Below are 21,649 nucleotides of genomic sequence, written 5' to 3'. Positions count from 1 at the left end.
GGTATTCTTTAAAATGGCATATAGGCTATTCCCGGTTCTGTTCTATACCGGTCATTTCAATCACATCCTCAGGTATGGGTAAGGCATACCTGGGATCATCCGGAAGCAGTTCGTACAGTTGCCCGTTAACGATCCGTTTCAACCTGATATTGGCGCCTTCCTTATTCAGGCGTTTCACATCCATCCACCTCAGGCCTCTCATCATAAGTTCCTTCCGGCGTTCTTCATGTATATAATATAATGCCTCCCGGGCATTACCGGCTTTTAAAGGAATGAATGTATTCACAACAAAACGTTTCTCTAGCAATTTGTTCAATACAAACATGGCAGAATCAATAAGATCCATTCTTGCGAAGTATTCCGCCTGCATAAGATATGTTTCATTTGTTGCTATCCCGCTGAACAAATTGATAGTACCGGAGTAGTTTCCTTTGAAACCAAAGGTTGCATTACTATTGTCACTGAACAGGACCTTCTTCCTGAGGTCATTTTGACTAAAGGATTTATAAAGGGAAGAATCGATCTTTGCCGTGGCATAGTTTAATGCCGGGGTATGCACGATATTTGATCCGAAAATGATTTCTGCATCGTTACTGAACCTGGGTGCAAAGGGAAATAAAATAAAAGAGTTTGTGTCTAATGTGTTGTAGTCCTTTAATGAATTCTTGTAATGCAGGCTCAGGATGGCATACTTCCCCATTTCTTTGTAATTCCTCATGGCCATATACGCCCGTGCCAGTAATGCATATGCAGCAGGTTTGGATGGACGTGTAATTCCCCGTGGAACTAAAGGCAATAGTCCAGCCGCTGTTTTCAGGTCATTAATAATCTGCTCATATGTTTGCCGCAACGTTGATCTTTTTGTTGATTTATTGGGATCGGCATCCAGTCTCAGCGGAATACCCAGATCTGTATCTGCAGTCTGTTCATCATATGCCAATGTCCAGATAAAAGTCACTTGTAAGAATGCATTTGCGCGGTGAAAGAGTGCCTGTCCTTTTACATTATTCAGGTCTTCCTGTGTTCCCTTCATTTTATCAAGGTATGTGAGCGCTACATTTGCCGAGTTTACATTCTTATAAGCGTAGGCCCAATCGTTGTGGTTCCCTTTCATGAACAATTCCCTTTTACTCCAGATATAAGTTCTTCTTTCATATGCGTTCAGTGATTCCAGGTTGAGATCTGTCAGAAAATAATCATCCGCACTTAGATCTGCGGCCTTTGGACTTCTTTGATTCAACTCCGGATCATTGTCCAGGATTGACTGCAGGTCCTCCAGGGTGGAAGGGATGTTATCTTTTTCGCTGGGCTTTGCATCTGTATATTTACCACAGCCGATCTGCAGGGTAGCAAAATACAGTACCAGTAATGGCAGGTTTTTAATCATCTTATAATGGATTTTGTTTGTCAAAAGGTAAACCGGGTGCCCAGGGTAATGCCCATTGGAACACGCATTCCCTGGTAATCGGGATCGATGCCTTCTTTGTTGGCTTTCCAGATGATCCCGACGTCATTTAATATAATGTAGCACTGAATGTGCTTAAAAGCAGCATTGCCGATTTTATATTGGTACAGGTCATAGCTCAGATTAAGATATTTCAACCGTATATGATCTCCCTTTGTGGACAGGTCGCTGGAAGATCCATAGAAAAGGTCCTGACCATCTTTGGGAGGGAATACCAAAGCGGGGACAGTTGTATAGGCTTCATCCCCTTTCTTCTTCCATCTCTTATAATAACTACCGTGCCCTGTGAGTCCATTAGCCAGGGCTTCGTACCCGATACTCTTTCTCAGGAAAACATAACCAAACTTATAAATGAAACGCCCAGTAATGGAGAACCCTCTCCAGCTGATAGTATTCCCCAATGAACCGGATACTTTCGGCAGCATATTTCCCATATAGAGCAGATCATCAACCTGCGTACTGTCCAGGATTGCCTGGTAGTTTGAACTGGGTTGCCCGTTCAGGAATCCCCTGGCTTCTCCTGTAACGGGATCCAGTTTTGCAGATTTATAGGTGAACAATGCATACACCGGAAATTCATCCCGGCCGGTTGGTGTTCCTGCTGTTAATTCTCCTGCTGTGAGTTTATCTTTACTTTTGATACCGATGATCCTGTCTTTATAAACATTCAACACCAGGTTAGTGGTGATGATAAATTTCCCGATCCTGTTGTTTGCATTGAGATCAACGTCTATTCCGGAGCTGGTCATTTTGCCTGTGTTCAGCATAATGCTTCCCATGCCGGTAGTAGACTCTACAGCAACCTGGTTATACAGATCATTGCTGTTCTTCCGGAAGAATTCAACGCTGCCGGTGAGTTTATCTTTATTCAGTTTGAAATCCACACCCGCATTCAGCATCGTTACTTCTTCCCAGCGCCATTCCGGGTTAAAGGCATTTTCAATTGTAGCATATCCGGAATTAACCAGTGGATTCTGTCCCAGGTACCGGATGGTTGCTTCCCCGATACGATTGGCATCCACATTACCACTTTTGCCATAGGTGAGCCTGACCTTCAGATACGGCAACCATTTACTTTGATAAAATTCCTCATTAGAGATCTTCCAGCTCAGGCCGGAAGCCCACAGTGGTTTCAACTTATTACGCGTGTTCACACCGAAGGCGTTCATTATATCACCACGACCGCTTAAGGAAATTCCGTACCTGTCGTTCAGGGTATAAGTGGTATTGGTGTAAATAGAAACATAGCGGATATCCGTTCCATCAGACATAGATTTGTTCGGAATGTCTTCCATTTTACCCGAAGCGATATTGCGATACGTGTTTGCAAAGTCTATATCCGAATTGGAGGTACCGGCTTCGTTTATTCCAAAGATCCTATAAGCTCCTGCATCCGTGGTAACTTTACTTACCTGCAGCCCCGTAATACCCGTGAAGCGATGCTTTCTAAATTTTCTGCCGAAACTGATCTGGCCACGAACATCCTGTGCTACCAGGTTATTACTGGTAAAATCCCGTATAGCACCTTTGGGAACGATATACTTAACGGTGTTGTTATCGTAGTTAAGTTGTGAAAAACGGTTGACCAGGTCCCTGGCGAAAAAGCTTTGCCTGTCGAACAGCTGGCTGCTCTCTGTTTTCTGCTGCTGGTAATTATACTCAACGGAAAAAGACAGGCCATTATTTAATTTATAGGAGAGACCCAGTTGGGCATTTCCATGCCTCATTTCCGTAGTTTTTTGCTCATGCAGATAATTTTGCAGCGGATAGTATCCCCAATCCATCAACATGCCCCTTCCCAAAGTATCAAGAAACTCCTGCCGGTAAGCACTGTTATAGGTACCTAACGAAAGGTCGTTCCCTTCTGCATCTTTCAATTGTGTGTAGAGGGGGAGTTGCGACCTTTTGTAAAGCTCATATGCCGGCGCTCCGCTTACTGTCGTGCTTTTTATCAGATAGATGTTTGCGCTGAACTCAAGGTTCTTTATCACTTCAAAAGTCTGTGCCAGTTGCAGGGTAGCGCGGTTGTATTTTTCATCCAGGGCGCTTTTATTCCTGTCGATCCCCAGGGAAAGCAGGTAGGCGTGCTTTTCCCCGCCACCGCTGAGATTTACCGCATACTGCTGGTTAAGGGCATTCTTATAAAGGTATTTGCTGTAGTCATGCCGTACATCCACATTCCTCCATTTATCCAGGAGCGCGCTGGCTTCTGTGGGGGTGATCTTCTTTTCCCTTTCATCCAGGAATATTTTTACTACGGGGTTAAGCGCAAAACGTGTTGGATTTGTAAATCTGCCATTATAATGGCCCCTGTTGAATAATTCCCTCTCAATACTGATATAATCTGCCGGGCGCATGTCGCTGATCGAAAACAGATCTGGTTTATTCACCATAGTAACGTTAGCATTCAAAGTAACAGTAAGTGGTTGTTTGTAAGCGCTCTTTTTAGTTGTTATTACAATTACACCATTTCCTGCTCTTGCTCCCCATATGGAGGTGGCAGCTGCATCTTTAAGAACAGTGATACTTTCAACATCATTCGGATTAATATTATCCGGGTCACCGTAATAAGGGAATTTGTCCAGGATGATCAGTGGTTCCTTGAGTCCGGAAAAGGTACTAAGGCCACGGACCGTCAACTTTGTGCCGGTTGGATTCAAATGTTCAGGTATTTTGGCCACGCTGTTGGCTATAAATGGTATCCGCGATAAAACGTATGTACCGCTCTGCTGGTTGAACAGCTTACTGTCTACCTTAGCAAAAGAACCCGTGCTACTATCTTTTGAAACTGTTTCGTATCCTGTGGAAACAATGTCTATCGGTTTCATTTCATGCACGTAATCTTTCAGTTCAATTTCGATGTATGTGGTTTTCCCGGTTATTCCCACCACCTTTCCCCAGTAACCGATAGAGGAAACTGTAACAGTAGCATCTCCCTGCACCCCGTCAAAACTAAAGCGGCCTTGTCCGTTTGTACATTGGCCATGGATACCACCATTCAAAGCCACTGTTGCTCCTATAACAGGGTTACCACTTTTGTTCAGTACCTGCCCTGCTATTTTCCTTGGACGGATAGTATCTGTAACTTTCCGGGCAGGGAGTTTCCATGTTATGGCCGTCTGCTCAGGCGGTTTTGTATCTCTTTTGAAGTATACGGCGTTGGTACCGTAATCCCAGGTTAGCCCTCTTCCATCGAAAAGCTTGTGGAGGGCTTTGTCGATAGAGATGTTTTCGAATTCTTCCGTAATGATTTCATCGGCGTCGATGTCATCACTTGAATAAAAGAAGTTCACCTTGGTTTGCCGGGTAAATGATTTAAACACTTCGTAGAGCGGTATCCCTTTTGCAGAGAACGTTACCTTCCGGTGTTTTACCTCAGGTGTTTCTGATTGTGCATTGCTTTCAGAAACGGGGTGAAATAAAATACAGTATGCAACAAATAGTCTTACATAAAATTTTTCCATAGTCCGGTAGTTTAAATACGAACCGCTTTGATGGCTGGTTTTAGGAGTACAATAAAATTCTTTGTAAACAAGATCACTAACTTGTTTGTACTCCAATTGGTTTGTGTTTAGGCTAATTAGAGAAGCTTTTATATTCACAGTCTATTTAAGTAGTTGCATATTTTGTTGAATGGTGACTGCTTATTCAAAATAAATTTGTTTTAATAGATAAAAATAATCTCATAAGGAATCCTCATAACGTATTGTCATAAACTGCCTTTACCTTAACTTGTAATTAACTTAAATCTTTCAACCCCCTTCGTTTATTTTCTGCAATTTCGCTATGTCTTTTCTTCACCACCAAACAATCTACGCAACTCATTTTTATGGATATATCAAAACTAGACGACCTAACGCTGTTACAGGAAATAATAGCAGGAAATGAATTAGCCTTAACGGAACTATTCAACAGGTACTGTACATTTCTAAAAAAGGAAGCCTACTACAGGCTTCGTGACAGGCAACTCGCTGAAGAAGCCGTCAATGATATATTTGTTTCTCTCTGGGACAGGCGCAGAAAGGTCCAGATCGACGTATCATTGAAGTACTACCTGTTCCAGGCTATCAAAAAACATTGTGCCTACGTGGAAAGAGGCCTCAAGTTGTATAAGCAGGCTATCAATTACAAAGAGGATATAGATATAGACCAAGCACATGGCTTCGATCCAACAACGCTGGATGAGAAAGAACTGCGTTATAAACTTTACCGTGCTCTTGCCCGGATCTCCGCTCCTTCCAACAGAAAAGCATTCGTATTGTTCTTTGTATACAGGGTACCGCAAAAAAAGATCGCCCTGGCGATGAACATTTCACTTGACGCCGTAAAGAAAAAAATCAGCCGTACAGCACAGCAGGTGCGCAGGTATTTAAAGGGGGATGAATAAATCATTCCCCTTTCCTGTCACCAATCCCCGATTATTGCAACTATAGGTTTGTATGCGTGTACCATTAGCCCATTATGACCAGCTCATTGCCGAGGAGCTTGCGGGGATCATTTCCCCTGCCGATCAAGCCGCACTTGATGCAGCCAAAGCAGAATTTCCGGAGGTTTATAAACTCTGGGAAGAAAAGCATGCTGCTTTTGCGGATAAAGAGATCCAGGAATGGGCGGAGCAGAAAATGGCACCACCTGTAGTTTCTAAAAAACGTTTTGTTTTCAGATACAAACGAATGATGCTGGTAGCGGCTGTTATCATTCCATTTTTGTATTTATTATTTAGATGGAGCCCTATTCCGCAAGAAGTTTACTTATCCAGCAGCAGTCATATTCAACTCATCCTTGATAACGGGAAAGTGATTGATCTCAGTTATCTTGGAGATTCCATCCCCCTGGACCTCCGCAAACATGATCTACCGATTGAAAGCTCCAGTGGCGAACTAGCTACGCTCTATGTACCGGAAGGCAAAGATCTAAAGATCACCCTCTCAGAAAGTACAGAGATAACCATCAACTCTGCCAGTTGCCTCCGCTTCCCCCTGTCTTTCCATGATGATAAACACAGGCATGTTAGCGTTTCCGGGGAAGCTTACTTTAAAGTATCCAAAGATGCCCATCATCCGTTTGCAGTTATCGTGCAGAAAGATACCGTGCTGGTACTTGGTACTGAGTTCAATGTGAAAAATTACGGTAAAGCAAATGCCCAGGTTGCATTGGTAGAAGGAAAGGTAAGATTGCAAACAGGAGAAAAATCGCTTGTTTTAAACCCCGGGGTTATGGGAACCTTTACGAAGAATGGGATAGATACAGCCACTGTTGATACCTCAGCAATGCTTAGCTGGAAACGGGGGGTTTATATCTATAAGGAGGAAACATTGGAGGAAGTGTTTAAAGTATTAGCCAGGTGGACGGGGAAGAAGGTCGCATTCCAATATCATCCTCCTAAGGGAAAATTGTTCACCGGGCAATTTGATAAGAATGATCTCAGGGAGTTTTTTGAGGGGTTGCTGAGGCAGGGGATTGAGTGTACGATGGAGGGGGAGAGGATTGAGGTGAAGCAAAGACAGAATGTGGAAACTGAGAATATGCATATACCTAAAGAAGTGCCTGCCCGAAAGATGGATTAGGTAATTATATTAAGATCATACCCCCCTTTTACCGGAATTTAACAATTTAAACCCGCCACTGCGGCCGCATTTCATGGCTATCTTCGCATTTTGCACTTGACACAGCTTTAAGACAAGAACTACCCTTACCCTTATTGTTTAAAAAACCTAATTAGTAAAAGGAAAGTCTAATTACCACATTATGCAATTTTTACATGTTATTCCATTAGTTGTAAATCATTGACTGGTATTAATTATTAAAGGCATAGCTTAAGACACATTCCCTCCTTTCCCTTGGAGGTGGCAACCCATAACCAGCATTGACCATTTAACATCAAATTGAATATCCCATGTTATTCTATCTGAGCCAGCAGATCCTATCTCATATGCAGGAAGGAGAGCACTATTCCATGGATACAGCGATTACAAGATATCCATAATCCTTTACTTACCCGAAAGATTACGTAACCCCATTGTTCATACTTTAACCTTGTGCTGCCCATGAACATGTTAATTGAAAATCCGGAACTACTGAATGTTTCTATTCTTCCAGGGGTAATACCGTCCATGAAAGAATATGAGATACCAGTTGCTACGGCGACTACTATAAAAGGAGATTTTGGAGTTATTCTTACACAACAGGTAACGTTTGATCATTTTACTGTGCTTTATCATGTGCTGCACCTTAAGGAGGAACTAAAATTCCGGGTACTAGATGGGAATGCAGCATATATACCGTTCCTCTTTGGATTGAAAGGCACCATCAATCAGCAGCTGAAAGAGCCTTGCCTCTTCGAAGGGGAATGTAAACTCGTCTCTATGCCCCTACTACTCTCAGGGAAAGCATTGACACCGGGAGAATATCATCTGTTCCAATTAAATGTTGGCAGGGAGTACCTCACAGAGTTAAAGAGTTCTTATCCCAATGTTGTAAATGATCCCTTCCTGAATGAAGCGGGTAATTATGAATGTGCGCAAACTTATAGTACAGTTACGCCCTTAAAAGCTTTACTGCGGATCCGGGCTATTCTCAGCTGCAAGGACCCTGGAGCTGCCGGCCGCATGCACATCATCTATAGCGCGAATCAGCTGCTCATACATATCATGGAAGGATTAGCTGGTAAAAAGATCAATGGATTCCAACTGAGTGGCAAGGATAAGCGGGCACTGGTAGAAGTAAAAGCTTATATTATTAATAACCTGGGGCAGAAGATCACGATCTCCGGCCTTGGTAAAAAGTTTGGAATGGCTGATACCAATCTGAAAATGAATTTTAAGACGATGTTTCATAGTACTATCCACAATTTTGTGATTGGGAGTAAGATGGAGCTTGCGAAGTTACTGCTGGAGGAGGGAGAGGATGTGAACCAGGTGGCTGAGAAGGTAGGGTATCCGGAGACTACGAATTTTATCAGGGCTTTTAAGAAGAAGTTTGGGGTTACGCCGGCTGCTTATAAGTCTAGCTTAGCTTACCGGAATTGATCATTATTTTTTGTCGGAAATGATTACATGGTATTGAGAGAGTTGAGGGATATTTGATGTATGCGAGGGCCTTATGCTTTTATAGCTTAAAGAACAATGTAAGGCATCACAGATTAATTAAACTATTCCATAACACAGATCAAGTAACCATTTCTTAATATCAATACGCAATTTATCTACAAATGCTATCATTCCACTACGCACCGAGATTTCCCTTATTCTGATTGTAAAATTAATCTTTAACCCATAACTGTGGTTTGCAATGAAAATATCGAAAATTATCATTGAACTAATTGCGGCACTCCTTATTGTGCTATGGATATACACCGGTTTAAATAAAATGATGGATTATTCAACTTTCAAAACTCAACTTGGAAGATCTCCATTTATCCAATCCTTGGCTGGGTTTATTGCCATTGCACTTCCCGTTGGAGAAATAATTCTAGCGAGTCTATTAGTTTTTAAAAAAACACGAAAGTTAGGCCTTTATCTATCCTTTGGTTTGATGTTTCTATTCACCGGCTATATATGGCTTATGTTAAACTATGCATATGATTTACCTTGCAGTTGCGGAGGAGTACTTGCTAAATTATCATGGGGTGATCACCTTATTTTCAATAGTGGATTTACCATTTTGTCATTAATAGGAATTATTCTCTCAGAAATTTATCAAACTGCCCTATTACGAAAGGAAAGGATATTGGAGACAAAAGTCCAGCTTTAATGATACATGCTGAAAAGAATATAATAAAGCACAAAAAAATGCGAAACAAAATAGCATATAGAATCATTTTGATCCTTGTAATAGACATTTCTATCTTAGGAATATTGGTGGCCTCTACTTCAATGCCCAACTCCAAGAAAAACGGCTTCTTAAGGAATTTCATATCAAAGGACCTGCAAATAATTAAGACTGCTACATTTGATAATTCATTTACCAAAATTAGTGGGGTTTCCGACAATACCATTTACCTAATTGGCGAAAATCCCAATGCCATATTAATGCTTAATAAAAAATTAGATCCAAAAGACACTTTAATGGTCAACCTAGAAATACCTGCGGAAAAAATGGTTCCATTTTCCATAAAGATTGACTCTCCTTGGTTGTATATGCATATTAACAATATGAAAAGTGTCATCTACGGAAAGTTCCCCGGACAAAAATTGACAATGGTTAAATTGAAAAGCTTAATATTTACAAAATCAGTCCAAATATCGCCAGGATCCTGCATTATCAAAACGATTAATCCATCAATGAAAAAACAAATGCTCCAAAAACTTAACGTTGAAACTGGAGAACTTATTAAGGAAGTCGAAATTGCGACTAGTCAAAATAATTCAGACTGGCTTTCTTCAGATGGCATGCTGGAATACCATAAGAAGACAGGATGTATATTATATGTTGAGTACCTAAAGAATAAATTCTATTGCTTAGATAGTAATCTAAATCTCCTATATAATGCGAATACGATTGATACCGTGTCAACGAATGAAGTTAAGCTAACAAAAGAAATATCAAAAGATGGGAAAACAAAGATGGTCCCTTCTGAAGCAAGAATAACTGTAAATGAAAGTCTTTTTACCGACGATCAATATATCTACATTGTTTCTGGATTACGTTCTGACAATGAAAGCTTTAGAGACTTTATGCAAAAAATAGTTGTCGATTCGTATAACATAGTGAATGGAGTTTATGCTGGTAGCTTTTATATATCCGATGGTAGAAATGGAAGCCTAAAGTCCGCATTATTAAAAAATGATACTTTAACGGTATTATTAGATAAAAAGATTATTACCTATCATTTCTAAACAAAAAAAATTATCTCCATATTTCAGAAAAAATTGCAGCGCTGCAAAAGGGAAATCCAGCCCTTAAATGGATTAACTATTCTATAACTTAAAAATTAAAAATTATGAAACGTTTAAAAATTGGTTTTGCGTCCATTATCGCTATTTTAGCAGTAAGTTTAACAATTGCTGCTCAGGCAGGTGCATTCGAGTCTAAGAAAAGAGCAGTTCTACCCAATTGCTATATTCCAACTGCTACATTGCAATACAAAACTCTTTGCACTGCTACATCTCCCAGCTCCTTCGCAGCAGGGGATAATTGTGCCGCTGCACAAGCTGCTGCTCCAGCAGGAACTCACATCTTTGGAGGTGTTGATGAAGCATTTTTAATCGATCCAGAAGAATTTGGTACTCTTTGCCCTGGTGATGGAAAAGTTTGCTGTGTGTTTGTAACAGAAGACCTGAGCCCTTGCGTAGCTCCAAATGCAGTTCAACCACAATTTCCATTAAACAGTGCTCCTGCAAACGAATATGCAATTTCAAGCATTAGATGTAGGAACTAAGTTAAAATCTATCAAAATTAAAAGGTCAGGGGATTAAAAAGTATAACTTTAATACCCTTGACCTTTAAAAACCTCGATAGTCCAATAATATATACGTTACAAGCATACATAACTCGATATACCTCTCCACAAATTTTACGTTACAAAAAAATAACTTATAATAAGAAAGCCTATCAATTTATTCCTCAAGAAGTTTCTTTAAAATTGGTTCAAAATTACCAGATCTCAATAAATCGTTTATCATTACCAGTTTTCCTTTCTTATTAAAAAGTAGTAATTGAGGAACGCCAAAAAATTTGTACTTTTCCCATATGACTGACCCTAATGATTCTTTCTGAGAAACTTTTCCAATTGCGAGAGTTAGCCAGTCAGCACCAATCTTGCTTTTAATGTTCTTCACCTGTGTTAAATCTCTTTCATCATTTAAACAAGCCGATATTACGATAAATTTCCCCTCCTTGTATTTGTCATACATCCGCTTGATTTCTGGCATGCGTTCTATACAACTCGAACACCATGTTGCCCAAAAATCAACAAGAACAACATTACCACGCATCTTTCCAAAATCAACCTCTTGGCCACCAATCGAAGCGGACTTAAGCTGAAAAGAATCGCGATTATTCATTAGTAAAAATATGTTATTCCTTCGTTCTGCCCATTCTCTAACATTAGGAGAAGAATTAGTTTGAAGAGAAACGAAAAAATTGTCCATATCAACTTCATTTAGCCCATATGCCCTATAATTAGATATAAAACCTGCATCCATAACGTTCTGCAAATCTAAATACAACGGCATTAGATTAGGATACCTTTTTACGTCATAACCTAGGATTTTCTCACCCAGAGGAAGAAATAATCGCTTTAATTCCGGCAAATTCAATTTTTTGTGATATCTATACTCAGAATTTAATGAAAGTTTTAGAAAAGAATCTAATATAGAAACCAGAACCTGGTTATATTCTATCATTTTTCCTGAACGCTCACAATACATCTTATATTCAGAAAGCATATGTGGATATACATTTTCCCAATGTCTTAATTCATTCCAACTGATCGGTGTAGAATATCCTCCTTCTTGACCAGCTTCTTCTACCAAGCTTCTAGCCCCTTTCTCTATGCTTTTCCAATAGCGATTTCCCCATCTATTGTGTAGCAAAGTTTTCTTAAACCATTCATACCTTCTTATGTCATGAGGAAACTTCGTCCATAGATTTAGACCTTTCTCTCTGTAATCACTATAAAGTTTTTCTCGTATAGAAACTTCTGCTATTATAGAATCACTCTTTGACATATAGGAAAAAATCCTATCCTTAGGTTTGAGAAATTCATAAAGAAACTTTTCCTCCAGTTCCTTATAGGCAGTATCAGCATTAATATGGTCATTACAGGTTTGAGCAAAAATCCGTGCTGAAATGTTAAACAATAGTACAACTAAGGTAAAGTCCCTAACTCTGCTAATCAGTCGCTGAGTAATCCTTGTCATCGTATAATACTCTTTATATACATATTCATATACTATTAATATTTAATTCTAAGTGTTTTTCTTCTTATCGTTCTCATGAACACAATCATTAACCTATAATTTTTGACTCGTATTGCCTTATCGCTCCACAAGGTTAAAATTGTTAACAACAAGATGAAGACTAAGAATGATGTGTTTCTATCAATAATGGACCTTAAATATTTTCTGAAACCAAATCCTTTAACAATGCATGTTTCAGACTCAAGTTAGCATATATCCTTTTTAATCGACAATTTTCGTTCTCTAGTTGCCTGATCCGCTTAAGCTGATTCAATCTCCGATCTTCATAACGTCGACGCCAATAATAAAAAGTTGCATTACTAATACCAAGCTCGCAACAAATATCGTTTATAGATTTACCCCTTTCATGCTCATTCAAAGCATTGATGATCTCTGTCTCTTTATATTTAGATTTTCTCATATCGCGACCGTTTAATGAAAGCAACTCCTTTTCTTTCAATTGGCCAAATTTCTATGGGTACTGATATCCCAATAAGTTCTATTTGACTACTTTTAACTCCGTTGCAACCACTTCATATAAATCATTCCCTCTCAATCCTTTTTTACCTTTATCTTGAATAATGTACTTTGTTCTTTGCATGTAGCCCCCACCAACATAATCCATGGCTATAATCTGAAACTTATTATTTATTAGGATTTGCGCTGGGATTGCTGTTATCCCAAAGAGTTTCTTTGACACTCCATTTAACTCCAAACCATTTATCCAAGGCATCTTTTCTTCATTCAAAGCTTTCTCCCAGTCCTTAGAATTCTTATCAATTGATATGCTAAGTATATTAAATCCATTCTCAGAAAAAGCCGCATAAACTTTTTTTAAATTGGGAATATCATCTCTGCATGGCGAACACCAAGATGCCCAAAAATCAATCAATGTGATCTTCGATCCAGCTACAATCTGTTTTACTGACTGAGATATACCTTTACTATTTTTAATTTGAAAATCCGGCATTTCATTTCCAATTCTGATGTTTTGACTAAGTGTTGTTAGTTCTATTCTTTCTCTTAGCTTTATTCCGTAGAAACTATCCTTCTGCTTTTTAGATAGTTTATTATATGCAAAATTGAGTGCATCTAATTTTAGGACAGAATTATTCAGAATAAACAGTGGCACTGCAAAAGAATTGGGAATCTTTTCTAATGCCTTAATAAACTCCTTATTGTACTCCTCCTGTGCCTCTGCAATTATAATGCTGTCCCGATTAGCATTCATCATCCTATTGTTTGCATTTTCCCTAGCTTCTCTAATAGTTTTCACAAATCTATTATATTCATCAGTAGGGAGTGAACCCTTAACTTCAACTTCAGGCCAATCTTCTAATCGGCCGTTTAATTCTATTTTTGAATTATCAAGTAATAACCTAACCCAAGATTGCCTATTTCCCGGTAGTTTCAAACTAGATGTATCCATCTTTACGAAATACATTTGAGCCTCTAACTCGATTTTTCCTTTTATAATAAACTTATTATCTTTACTTTTTACAATGGCGATTGTATCTGCACCTCCATCTTCCTTAGTGCCTATCAAATAGAAATTTATTCCATTTGGTAAATCCTTTACGTTTCCCATAATTTGATATCCTCTTTCAAACTGTGCTGAAACATTTAAACGTATTACAAGCAAGCAGAATAACCCTATTATTGTTTTCATTATTCCATTTTTATTTGAAGCTCAAAGTCTCTTAATTAATCCGAAATTAATTAAGCAGACTCTTCTATTATTATAAGAGCTTCTTTTCCAAGAAAAGGGTGAATTGAATTATATATATCTTCCCTCTCAATTCATTTTATTCAAATAACATATTAAACAAACTGAAACTATATCTAAAAGATTAAAACATTCTGCTGCGCTCTGTAGCAAAAGAGCAATTGAAAATATATTTAACAAATTCAGATCAAAATTATCACACAGTCTGTTGCATACCCGATCGCTGACTAGTGGGAATAACACTATAGTAAATCATCTATAGTATTGCATGACTATTATCTTAAATGATAATTCTCTTTTATCTACGGCTATTCTCTGGAAAATGTTAATATGGGTCCAGACCTCACAGATCAATATCCACCCCATGCTGTATACAAAAGAGTTATGATTTAGAGAATTAAAGTAAGGATATGAGAGCGAATGATTGGACACTATTTAGTAAAAAGTTTGGTAGTAGAAGAGGCCCATATCATTAACAATTAGATCACAAAAAAAAGTAATTCTATCATTTGATAAATATTAAAATTCACTGGAACCTAAAATGAAGTTTCACAACTCCCGATTTATTCTATAAACAAAAAGAAGCTTTTAACAAACGATATAATCATCCAGATCTACGAACTAAAAAGAAATAACGCGTTCATAATAGAAACCCAATAGGCACTAAATAACAAACAAAGGTCAAAGTTTAATCAACTTTGACCTTTTACCTGGTTCTTAAATATTTCTTAAAGTAAGACCGATTAAACAAAGATCATTTTACCCATCCTGGAGATTGAGGAATATTTGAGAAAGTAATCACATCATCTGGTATTGGCAATGTGTATTTATGACTATCTGGTTCTAGAGTATAAGTAATTCCGTTTTTCTTATGACTAAAGGTCACTCTAAACCGATCGTCAAGATTTAATCGCCGCAAATCCATCCATCTCAAGGTGCGAAACAACAACTCCTTTCTTCTTTCTGTTAATATTATTCTCAATGCTCCTTCGGCATTTCCTGCAGTCAACTCTGGATATACAACGTTACTATTCCATCTAGTTCTGAGTAAATCATTCAAGGTTTTCATAGCAGCTGCTACATTATTGGCTCTAGCATAGCATTCCGCTTTAATTAGATACTGCTCATCGGTTGCTAAACCGCTGAAACCTGCTGTAGAATTATTATAGTTTCCTTTAAAAACAATATTACCTCCGCTTACCGTAAAGAAGCGTGTTCTGCGAAGGTCATTTTCGTTGTACAAAGCATACAAGCTAGGGTCAACAAAAACATATGCAGACATCCAAATTGAAAACCAGAATGTAGTTGTTTGTGAATAAAAAATAGTCTCTGCATTAAATCGTCCCAAATTTGGAACTGTAGCTCCTATTTTATTAAAGTCAAGCAATGTATTATATAAACTTAGCGAAGAATCCGCTGAAGCTCCAGCTTTATCATATACACCCATTATGAGATAAGTTCTTGCTAATAGCCCAAACACACTTGCTTTTGAGCCTCTTGACTTAAGTTGAGATATATTTGGTAGCAATTCTACTGCAGTCAATAAATCTGTAATAATTCTCTCATAAGTGTCTTTCACGGATGCCCTCGTTACCGGCGCTGTTATATCTATTCCCTCACGCAAAGGAATACCTAAATCCGAAGCTGAACTTGATGCCTTATAAGGCTGCCCATATACTTGTGCTAAATCAAAGTAGTTTTTAGCTCGATGAAACAGTGCATTTCCCTTTATCATATTGTACTGTATCAATTCATTAGAATTTGCAGGGATAATCTTTTTGAGTCCCTCCAACACGAGATTGCATCTGAATATTTTCTCGTAACTCTTATTCCAATCGTCAACTTTCAAATTAGGAAGTGTATTTGTCCATGTATAAGCATTCTGCTCTGCCGGCACCATAACACTATTCTCCGGTGCATAGTGATCATCAGATCCGACCTCACCCAAACCTGGAGTATTCTGGCTCACAATGGTAAAATCATCCAAAAGATATTGGAAATCTGTTAAGGTTGTTGGAACTGTTAAAGAACTGTCTGATTTTATATCAAACCAGTCAGATTTCTTACAGCAAAATAAAAAAAACAGAGCGATAATAGAGATATATTTTCTCATGTTAAATTCTTTAATCTAAATCAAATAGAAATTTCCTCCTCACATGTCTCCTATGAATCCTCACTTTTAGAATATGCATGTCTTCTAGAAACCAATATTAACTCCAAAAGCCAATGACTTAGGACGTGAAATATTTAGTCCACCTTCTGTATCCGGATTAAATACACTTGCTTTCCATAAAATCCCGACATTATTCATGTACAAATAAAAAGAAACATTTGAAAGAAAAAGCTTTCTTATCGCCGACTTTCCTATTTCATAAGATATCTTAATGTCCTGCAGCCTCACAACATCTCCCTTCTCCAGCAATATATCAGAACTATTGTATAAAGCATATCTATTATCCGAATAGGTATCCAAAAATCCGGGGACATTAGTAACCATCTCATCTCCAGGTACCTTCCATGCATCTAAATAATCTTTATGCTGCCATGATGCATAATCAGTTGCTGTTCCAAAATACCCAGAAAAAGACTTTCTTCTAAAGTGATGCCCTAATTGATATGTAATATTTACCGACACATTCAAACTTCTATAGCTGAAATCATTTCTAGCTGCTCCAAATATCGGTGGGTTAAGCTGTCCACCGTAAACTAAATCAGCTTGCTTTACTTTATACATATCAATTGAACTCATAATATCTTTATTTAGGTAAAACCGGGAATCCCCATTTTGAGGATTTAGACCAGCCCACTTATAACTATAAATATTATTTAATGGTTTGCCAACAATTACACTTCCAATAACAAGGCCTTGATCTGGAGGTTTAACTGAATAAGCAGTAACTTTTTCCCTCTGATATGAAAGAATTAATGTGGTATACCATTTAAATTCTCTGGAAATATTTCGACTAGTTAGGCTGAGATCAATCCCTCTTGTTTGTAGACTCGATTTATTTCCTGTATAGCTAGTAAAACCACTCGTTGGATCAGCATCAATTCTACTGATTAAATCAATGCCTTGTTTATGGTAAAATTCTATACTTCCAGAAAGACGTTGTTGCTTACTTTCGAAATCCATCCCAAAATTTACATTTTTAACTCTCTCCCAACGTAATTGTGGATTTGGGGGGGTGCTTATTGAAGCATAAGGCACTTGTAAAGCACTGCTAAGGCTAAAGTAGTTTGCTGTGGCCAAAGGAGAAATTCCCGCGTTAACATTCCCATTGTATCCAAAAGTCGCTTTAAATTTAAGGCTGGGCAGAAAATCTAGATTATAAAAAGATTCCTGGGATATTTTCCATGCAACGCCTGCAGACCAAAGCGGCACCTTTCGATCGTTTGCCTTTACACCGAAAAAATTGCTTTGATCAATCTTTCCGCTTCCATATATCAAATACCTCCCATCAAAATCATAAGCAATATTGCCAAAACATGAACCAAATCTATTAATTGTTCCTCGTAGATTTGCTGCTGAATATGATATAGCTTCAGTGGTTTGATTAGGCCTTGTTATCCAATTACCAAATTTTGGGACACCAAAAGTATTAGTCTCAGGATTATAACCGTATTGAGCAGGCATCGTCCATGCCTCTGTAACTAATTCACTCGCCTCCAGACCTACAATCGCGGAAATATTATGTATTCCAAATCCTCTATCAAAGTTCAACAATCCTCGAACATTCCATGATTTTTGATCACCATTACTCCTTCCATAAACCCCCCCGAGTGGGTATGGATAGTTAGGTTGTGAACCCGCACTTGTGACAACTCTATTTATTAAATCTCGTGTATAAAAGGTTGTTATGCTATAAATACGTTTCTCATCATAATAATTTTTTTGCCATTGATAATTAATTTCTGCTTTTAACCCTGGTATCAATGTATAGCTAAGCCCTGAATTAATGCGCGTGTTATAGTTACGAAAATTGTAGTTACCATTGCTTGCCTCCTCAATCGGTTTATAATGCCAATCCAATTGGCCCGGAAACTTTACAGTATCTACATAAGGTAGACGATATTTCTTTGGAATTGCCAAAGCGTTGCCTTGCTCATCAGAAAGACGATGATATGGCGCGGTTAATAGAAGTTGATAATTTTCTACGGAATTTTTTCTTTCAACATTCGACTGTCCCCAATTTATTTCAGCTCTTATTTGCAAATTCCTTGATGGCCTCCAGATATTGTTAAACCGCATGGTTAATCGCTCGTTAGTCGAATTGATATCAAGTGGCCGATTGCGATCATATCCAATAGATCCATAATACTGATATGATTCACCTCCACCTGAAATGTTTAACGCATGCTGTTGGGAAACCGGAGTTTGTAATAGATATCTATTGATATCATTCCTTATATCATGATTTGCATATGATTCAATCATTGCATCTGCCTCAGCGGAAGAAATTGTACCTGCTCTTCTTTTTGATAGTATTTCGACCACTTGCGATAAGGCAGGAAATGTATTAGCCGCCAAGGCCTGATCATAAAACCCTGCTTGGAAACGTTTTTTCTCCAATGCAATCACATGCGCCGAAGATACAACGGGAATGTCAAAAAGATTAGGTCTTTCAGTAATAGTAATGTTGCTATTAAATGAAACTACAGGTCTACTGTTTAGCTTCCCTTTCTTCATTGAAATTACAATAACTCCATTACCAGCTCGAACCCCCCATATTGATGCTGCAGCTGCATCTCGCAACACTGTAATACTCTCGACATCATTAGGGTTTAAAGAATTAGGATCCCCATCAAAAATAAAGTTATCAACAACCAGCAAAGGTCTCTTACTGGCACTTATAGTACTGGTCCCTCTAATTTTAATATCGTCCAAAGGATTAGAGTTACCTCCATTCGCAATAATAAGACCAGGAACTAGATCTGCAATTCTATCTAACACGGTTGCACCAACACGTCTATTAAACAATTCATTGTCTATGTTCACAAAGGATCCTGTAACACGCTCTTTTGACATTACTTGATAGCCATTAGATACGACCTCAACTTTCTGAATTTCTGTAATGGCAGAATCCAGTGTTATGCGAAATGCCGTTTCCCCTCCTAATCGTACTTGCTTCATCTTATACCCAACAGAGGAAACTATTAATGTTGCGCTTGAAGGTATATTTATAAAGCGGAACTGACCCAAATTGTCAGTAGCCTGCCCCATAGTCTGACCCTTCAACGAAACAGTAGCCCCAACAATAGGTATTCCAGATTTATCAACAATACTTCCTGAAATATTAACGTTAGGAATAGTATCAACAACTGTATTATTACCAGTCTCCGCCACAACAACTCTCTTTGTAATAATAATAGTTCTATCTTTTAATGCCCAACTCACATTCCTCCCCTTCAAAATCGTATTCATAACACTGGAAAGGCTCGCCCGCGTTTGAAGCGTAACAAGTTCATCCCCATTCAGCGTAGGCCTCCCGTAAAACACCGTATACCCTGTTTGATTCTCAATCTGCTTAAACACAACCTCAATCGGCTTATTCACAGCATTGATAGAAACCTGGATACTATCCTGTGTGAGCGCCTTACTTTGTAGGGAAAATAGAAACATCATTAAAAAAAGCCATCGGCTCCATGGCCTTACCAGATTGTAATACTTGATCATAGTCAAAGTTGTTTGTTGTGGTTGGTTCAGATTTACATTGAATAATCTTTTAAGGCAATACGTTATAACCTCACCCAAATTGGAGTGATCAAATTCCGTCTTCAATAAAAAATGCTGCTATGCTATCCCGTAAAACGGGGCAGGCATCAGATGGTTTTTGGTGTATAATGATTATAATGTAAAAGGACTAAAACAGTTGACGAATATCAGTAGCCCGGTTATCAATTTGGCCCGGTGTCCTTTTAATTTTATTTTTGCTAATCGCAGATGTGTTTTGATTGATTCCTTTTTAATACCTAGAATAGTAGCAGCCTCTACGTATGTTCTTTCTTCCAGGTAAACCAGTTCGACTACTCTTTTCCGTTGAGGGGTCAGGAAAGAAAAGAACCATTCAACTGTATACTTACTTTCCTCATCATCAAGCGCTCCATAAATATCCAGTTCCAGTGCCACACTATCGGTATTCTGATAATAAAGAAAGTCTTCCTCCTTAGCCGCAGCTGTTTTCCTTTTCTTCAATACAGACAGACATTGATTTCGAAGAACTGTGAACAAGTAAAACCGAAGATCTTCTATCTCAGGCAATCTTTCTGGTTTTCGTAATAAAGCAACGAAGGATTCCTGCACTGCATCTTTTGCATCTTCTTCGTCTCTTAAAAATTTGACAGCAATAAGGAAGAGGTCTTTGTAATACTTCTTATATATTTCCTTAAAAACAGTATTATAATCTTCATTTGCTTTGTACATCGGTCTCATTCATAATTTCAGATGATCGTAGCTAAGTTTCCAAATGTTACTTACTCAACACATAGGTAGGGAATGATGGAGAAGCTAAATAGGAGGGACTAAAAAATACGGTTCATCAATTTTGATTGCTCAGAGTTTTGATCATTTTGTTTAATGTGAAATTCTAAAAGAGAAATGGATTTAAAAAGTACAATCTAGTTATCTAATTGTTAAGATACATTAAGTTAAAATAGGGTGAAACGGCCATGATAAAGGGTTCTAACGTCTAAAAATAAATATTAAAACGGCTTCCCCCTTTTTTATGATTTATCTATCGTGCGAAAATGCCGCAGTATTAAGAAGGTCTATGGCATGCAAGAAAAGTGATGTCGATCTGCCATTTTTGAAGCGCCAACAAATTGGTTTGTGCCAGAGTGAGGAGTCATCCGTATTTAACCAGCCTCTAAGGTTAAGATCAGCTTCCGCAGTACCGTTTCCTATTGATCCATAAGGGCTAAGAATTCTTCCTGGATCGCTCAATATATATTTCTACCACTCTTTTGGCGCTTGTGCAAAGATAGGTAGATAGATAAGAAAGGGGAACTCTGTTAAGGTCAAAAGTGACATGTTGCTGCACCCATTCATAATCATGCTCCGGATCATTCATGGTACGTTTACTCAGGTTATCAAACGTAAAGAGCGTTTTCATAAATAAGTCGTGCATCATATCCAAAACTCTCTGATTGCTAATTTGTAATTCCGCCAGGTCTTCATGCCGAATACTAACTACTATTGAATCTTCCAGCGCAACGAGCCGCTCTTCATTAACTCTTGATGCCTTCCCTAAGTTCAGCTTATCAACTGTAAAGGCATATTCATTCTCTGCACGAAACCATAAAATAGCGTTCTTTGATCCCAAAGGCCGATAACACATCAGCAAACCCTTAATAACAAAGTAAGAGTGGGTGGATAATTGGCCGGGTTCAACGATCACTTCGTTCTCTTCAAACTGATCGATCCTGGTGATCTCAATGAATACATTCCAATCAGCATCAGCAACTGGTTTGTCTTTGCATAAAGCTTCGCGCAACTGGGAATAAATGGCTTCCTGATTCATGTTTTCCATACAGTTTTATTATTTATTTGATTTAAAAATT

At 38.3% G+C, this 21,649-nt stretch carries 15 protein-coding genes; 6 read left to right on the top strand and 9 right to left on the bottom strand.

Annotated features, from left to right (window positions below):
- Nucleotides 1-25 precede the first annotated feature (25 nt).
- Together BUR42_RS23440 and BUR42_RS23435 are read right to left on the bottom strand one after the other, a co-directional pair.
- Complete coding sequence (locus BUR42_RS23440; RefSeq protein WP_143197557.1) at nt 26-1,387, bottom strand: RagB/SusD family nutrient uptake outer membrane protein; 1,362 nt, start codon at nt 1,385-1,387, stop codon at nt 26-28.
- Nucleotides 1,388-1,407: 20 nt separating this feature from the next.
- The gene (locus BUR42_RS23435; RefSeq protein ID WP_074242009.1) at nt 1,408-4,929 is read right to left on the bottom strand and encodes a SusC/RagA family TonB-linked outer membrane protein; all 3,522 of its coding nucleotides are present in this window, start codon (nt 4,927-4,929) and stop codon (nt 1,408-1,410) included.
- Nucleotides 4,930-5,294: 365 nt separating this feature from the next.
- On the opposite strand from BUR42_RS23435, the gene BUR42_RS23430 reads away from it, so the two are divergent.
- The 6 genes from BUR42_RS23430 to BUR42_RS29640 all read left to right on the top strand — a co-directional run bounded on the left by BUR42_RS23430 (nt 5,295) and on the right by BUR42_RS29640 (nt 10,844).
- Entirely contained in the window at nt 5,295-5,852 is a 558-nt protein-coding gene (locus BUR42_RS23430; RefSeq protein WP_074242008.1) for an RNA polymerase sigma factor, read from the top strand.
- A 52-nt stretch (nt 5,853-5,904) separates the two neighbouring features.
- On the top strand, nt 5,905-7,032 hold the full coding sequence (locus BUR42_RS23425; RefSeq protein WP_074242007.1) for a FecR family protein: 1,128 nt from the start codon (nt 5,905-5,907) through the stop codon (nt 7,030-7,032).
- A 480-nt stretch (nt 7,033-7,512) separates the two neighbouring features.
- Nucleotides 7,513-8,493, top strand: a complete 981-nt coding sequence (locus BUR42_RS23420) for a helix-turn-helix transcriptional regulator (RefSeq protein WP_074242006.1) — start codon at nt 7,513-7,515, stop codon at nt 8,491-8,493.
- Nucleotides 8,494-8,755: 262 nt separating this feature from the next.
- Nucleotides 8,756-9,217, top strand: coding sequence for a MauE/DoxX family redox-associated membrane protein (locus BUR42_RS23415; protein WP_074242005.1), 462 nt, complete (start codon nt 8,756-8,758; stop codon nt 9,215-9,217).
- The gene (locus tag BUR42_RS23410) at nt 9,217-10,302 is read left to right on the top strand and encodes a hypothetical protein (RefSeq protein ID WP_074242004.1); all 1,086 of its coding nucleotides are present in this window, start codon (nt 9,217-9,219) and stop codon (nt 10,300-10,302) included. The genes BUR42_RS23415 and BUR42_RS23410 overlap by 1 nt, the downstream gene beginning before the upstream one ends.
- Before the next feature lie 104 nt (nt 10,303-10,406).
- Complete coding sequence (locus BUR42_RS29640) at nt 10,407-10,844, top strand: hypothetical protein (protein WP_143197556.1); 438 nt, start codon at nt 10,407-10,409, stop codon at nt 10,842-10,844.
- Between the two features lie 178 nt (nt 10,845-11,022).
- Here BUR42_RS29640 and BUR42_RS23400 read toward each other — a convergent pair whose 3' ends face one another.
- From BUR42_RS23400 to BUR42_RS23370, 7 genes are all read right to left on the bottom strand, one after another.
- Nucleotides 11,023-12,327, bottom strand: coding sequence for a TlpA family protein disulfide reductase (locus tag BUR42_RS23400; RefSeq protein WP_074242002.1), 1,305 nt, complete (start codon nt 12,325-12,327; stop codon nt 11,023-11,025).
- 193 nt (nt 12,328-12,520) lie between these two features.
- Nucleotides 12,521-12,787 carry a transposase gene (locus BUR42_RS23395; RefSeq protein ID WP_074243160.1) on the bottom strand — a complete coding sequence of 89 codons (267 nt, stop codon included), beginning with the start codon at nt 12,785-12,787 and terminating at the stop codon, nt 12,521-12,523.
- Nucleotides 12,788-12,865: 78 nt separating this feature from the next.
- Entirely contained in the window at nt 12,866-14,035 is a 1,170-nt protein-coding gene (locus BUR42_RS23390) for an AhpC/TSA family protein (protein ID WP_074242001.1), read from the bottom strand.
- An 811-nt stretch (nt 14,036-14,846) separates the two neighbouring features.
- Nucleotides 14,847-16,205, bottom strand: a complete 1,359-nt coding sequence (locus BUR42_RS23385) for a RagB/SusD family nutrient uptake outer membrane protein (protein ID WP_074242000.1) — start codon at nt 16,203-16,205, stop codon at nt 14,847-14,849.
- An 84-nt stretch (nt 16,206-16,289) separates the two neighbouring features.
- Nucleotides 16,290-19,514 (bottom strand): SusC/RagA family TonB-linked outer membrane protein, encoded by a 3,225-nt coding sequence (locus tag BUR42_RS23380; protein ID WP_159442333.1) that lies wholly within the window; start codon nt 19,512-19,514, stop codon nt 16,290-16,292.
- Nucleotides 19,515-19,937: 423 nt separating this feature from the next.
- Nucleotides 19,938-20,522 (bottom strand): RNA polymerase sigma factor, encoded by a 585-nt coding sequence (locus tag BUR42_RS23375; RefSeq protein ID WP_074241998.1) that lies wholly within the window; start codon nt 20,520-20,522, stop codon nt 19,938-19,940.
- Between the two features lie 484 nt (nt 20,523-21,006).
- Nucleotides 21,007-21,618 (bottom strand): cyclic nucleotide-binding domain-containing protein, encoded by a 612-nt coding sequence (locus tag BUR42_RS23370; RefSeq protein ID WP_074241997.1) that lies wholly within the window; start codon nt 21,616-21,618, stop codon nt 21,007-21,009.
- Nucleotides 21,619-21,649 lie beyond the last annotated feature (31 nt).

The organism is Chitinophaga niabensis, assembly GCF_900129465.1.
Lineage (GTDB): Bacteria > Bacteroidota > Bacteroidia > Chitinophagales > Chitinophagaceae > Chitinophaga > Chitinophaga niabensis.
The sequence above is the reverse complement of the archived record's forward strand: the minus strand, read 5'-3'. Positions and strand labels throughout refer to the sequence as shown.

Coding starts and splice junctions, on each gene's coding strand:
- BUR42_RS23440 (WP_143197557.1), bottom strand. CDS start 1,387: ATGATTAAAAACCTGCCATTACTGGTACTGTATTTTGCTACCCTGCAG.
- BUR42_RS23435 (WP_074242009.1), bottom strand. CDS start 4,929: ATGGAAAAATTTTATGTAAGACTATTTGTTGCATACTGTATTTTATTT.
- BUR42_RS23430 (WP_074242008.1), top strand. CDS start 5,295: ATGGATATATCAAAACTAGACGACCTAACGCTGTTACAGGAAATAATA.
- BUR42_RS23425 (WP_074242007.1), top strand. CDS start 5,905: ATGCGTGTACCATTAGCCCATTATGACCAGCTCATTGCCGAGGAGCTT.
- BUR42_RS23420 (WP_074242006.1), top strand. CDS start 7,513: ATGAACATGTTAATTGAAAATCCGGAACTACTGAATGTTTCTATTCTT.
- BUR42_RS23415 (WP_074242005.1), top strand. CDS start 8,756: ATGAAAATATCGAAAATTATCATTGAACTAATTGCGGCACTCCTTATT.
- BUR42_RS23410 (WP_074242004.1), top strand. CDS start 9,217: ATGATACATGCTGAAAAGAATATAATAAAGCACAAAAAAATGCGAAAC.
- BUR42_RS29640 (WP_143197556.1), top strand. CDS start 10,407: ATGAAACGTTTAAAAATTGGTTTTGCGTCCATTATCGCTATTTTAGCA.
- BUR42_RS23400 (WP_074242002.1), bottom strand. CDS start 12,327: ATGACAAGGATTACTCAGCGACTGATTAGCAGAGTTAGGGACTTTACC.
- BUR42_RS23395 (WP_074243160.1), bottom strand. CDS start 12,787: ATGAGAAAATCTAAATATAAAGAGACAGAGATCATCAATGCTTTGAAT.
- BUR42_RS23390 (WP_074242001.1), bottom strand. CDS start 14,035: ATGAAAACAATAATAGGGTTATTCTGCTTGCTTGTAATACGTTTAAAT.
- BUR42_RS23385 (WP_074242000.1), bottom strand. CDS start 16,205: ATGAGAAAATATATCTCTATTATCGCTCTGTTTTTTTTATTTTGCTGT.
- BUR42_RS23380 (WP_159442333.1), bottom strand. CDS start 19,514: ATGAATACGATTTTGAAGGGGAGGAATGTGAGTTGGGCATTAAAAGAT.
- BUR42_RS23375 (WP_074241998.1), bottom strand. CDS start 20,522: ATGAGACCGATGTACAAAGCAAATGAAGATTATAATACTGTTTTTAAG.
- BUR42_RS23370 (WP_074241997.1), bottom strand. CDS start 21,618: ATGGAAAACATGAATCAGGAAGCCATTTATTCCCAGTTGCGCGAAGCT.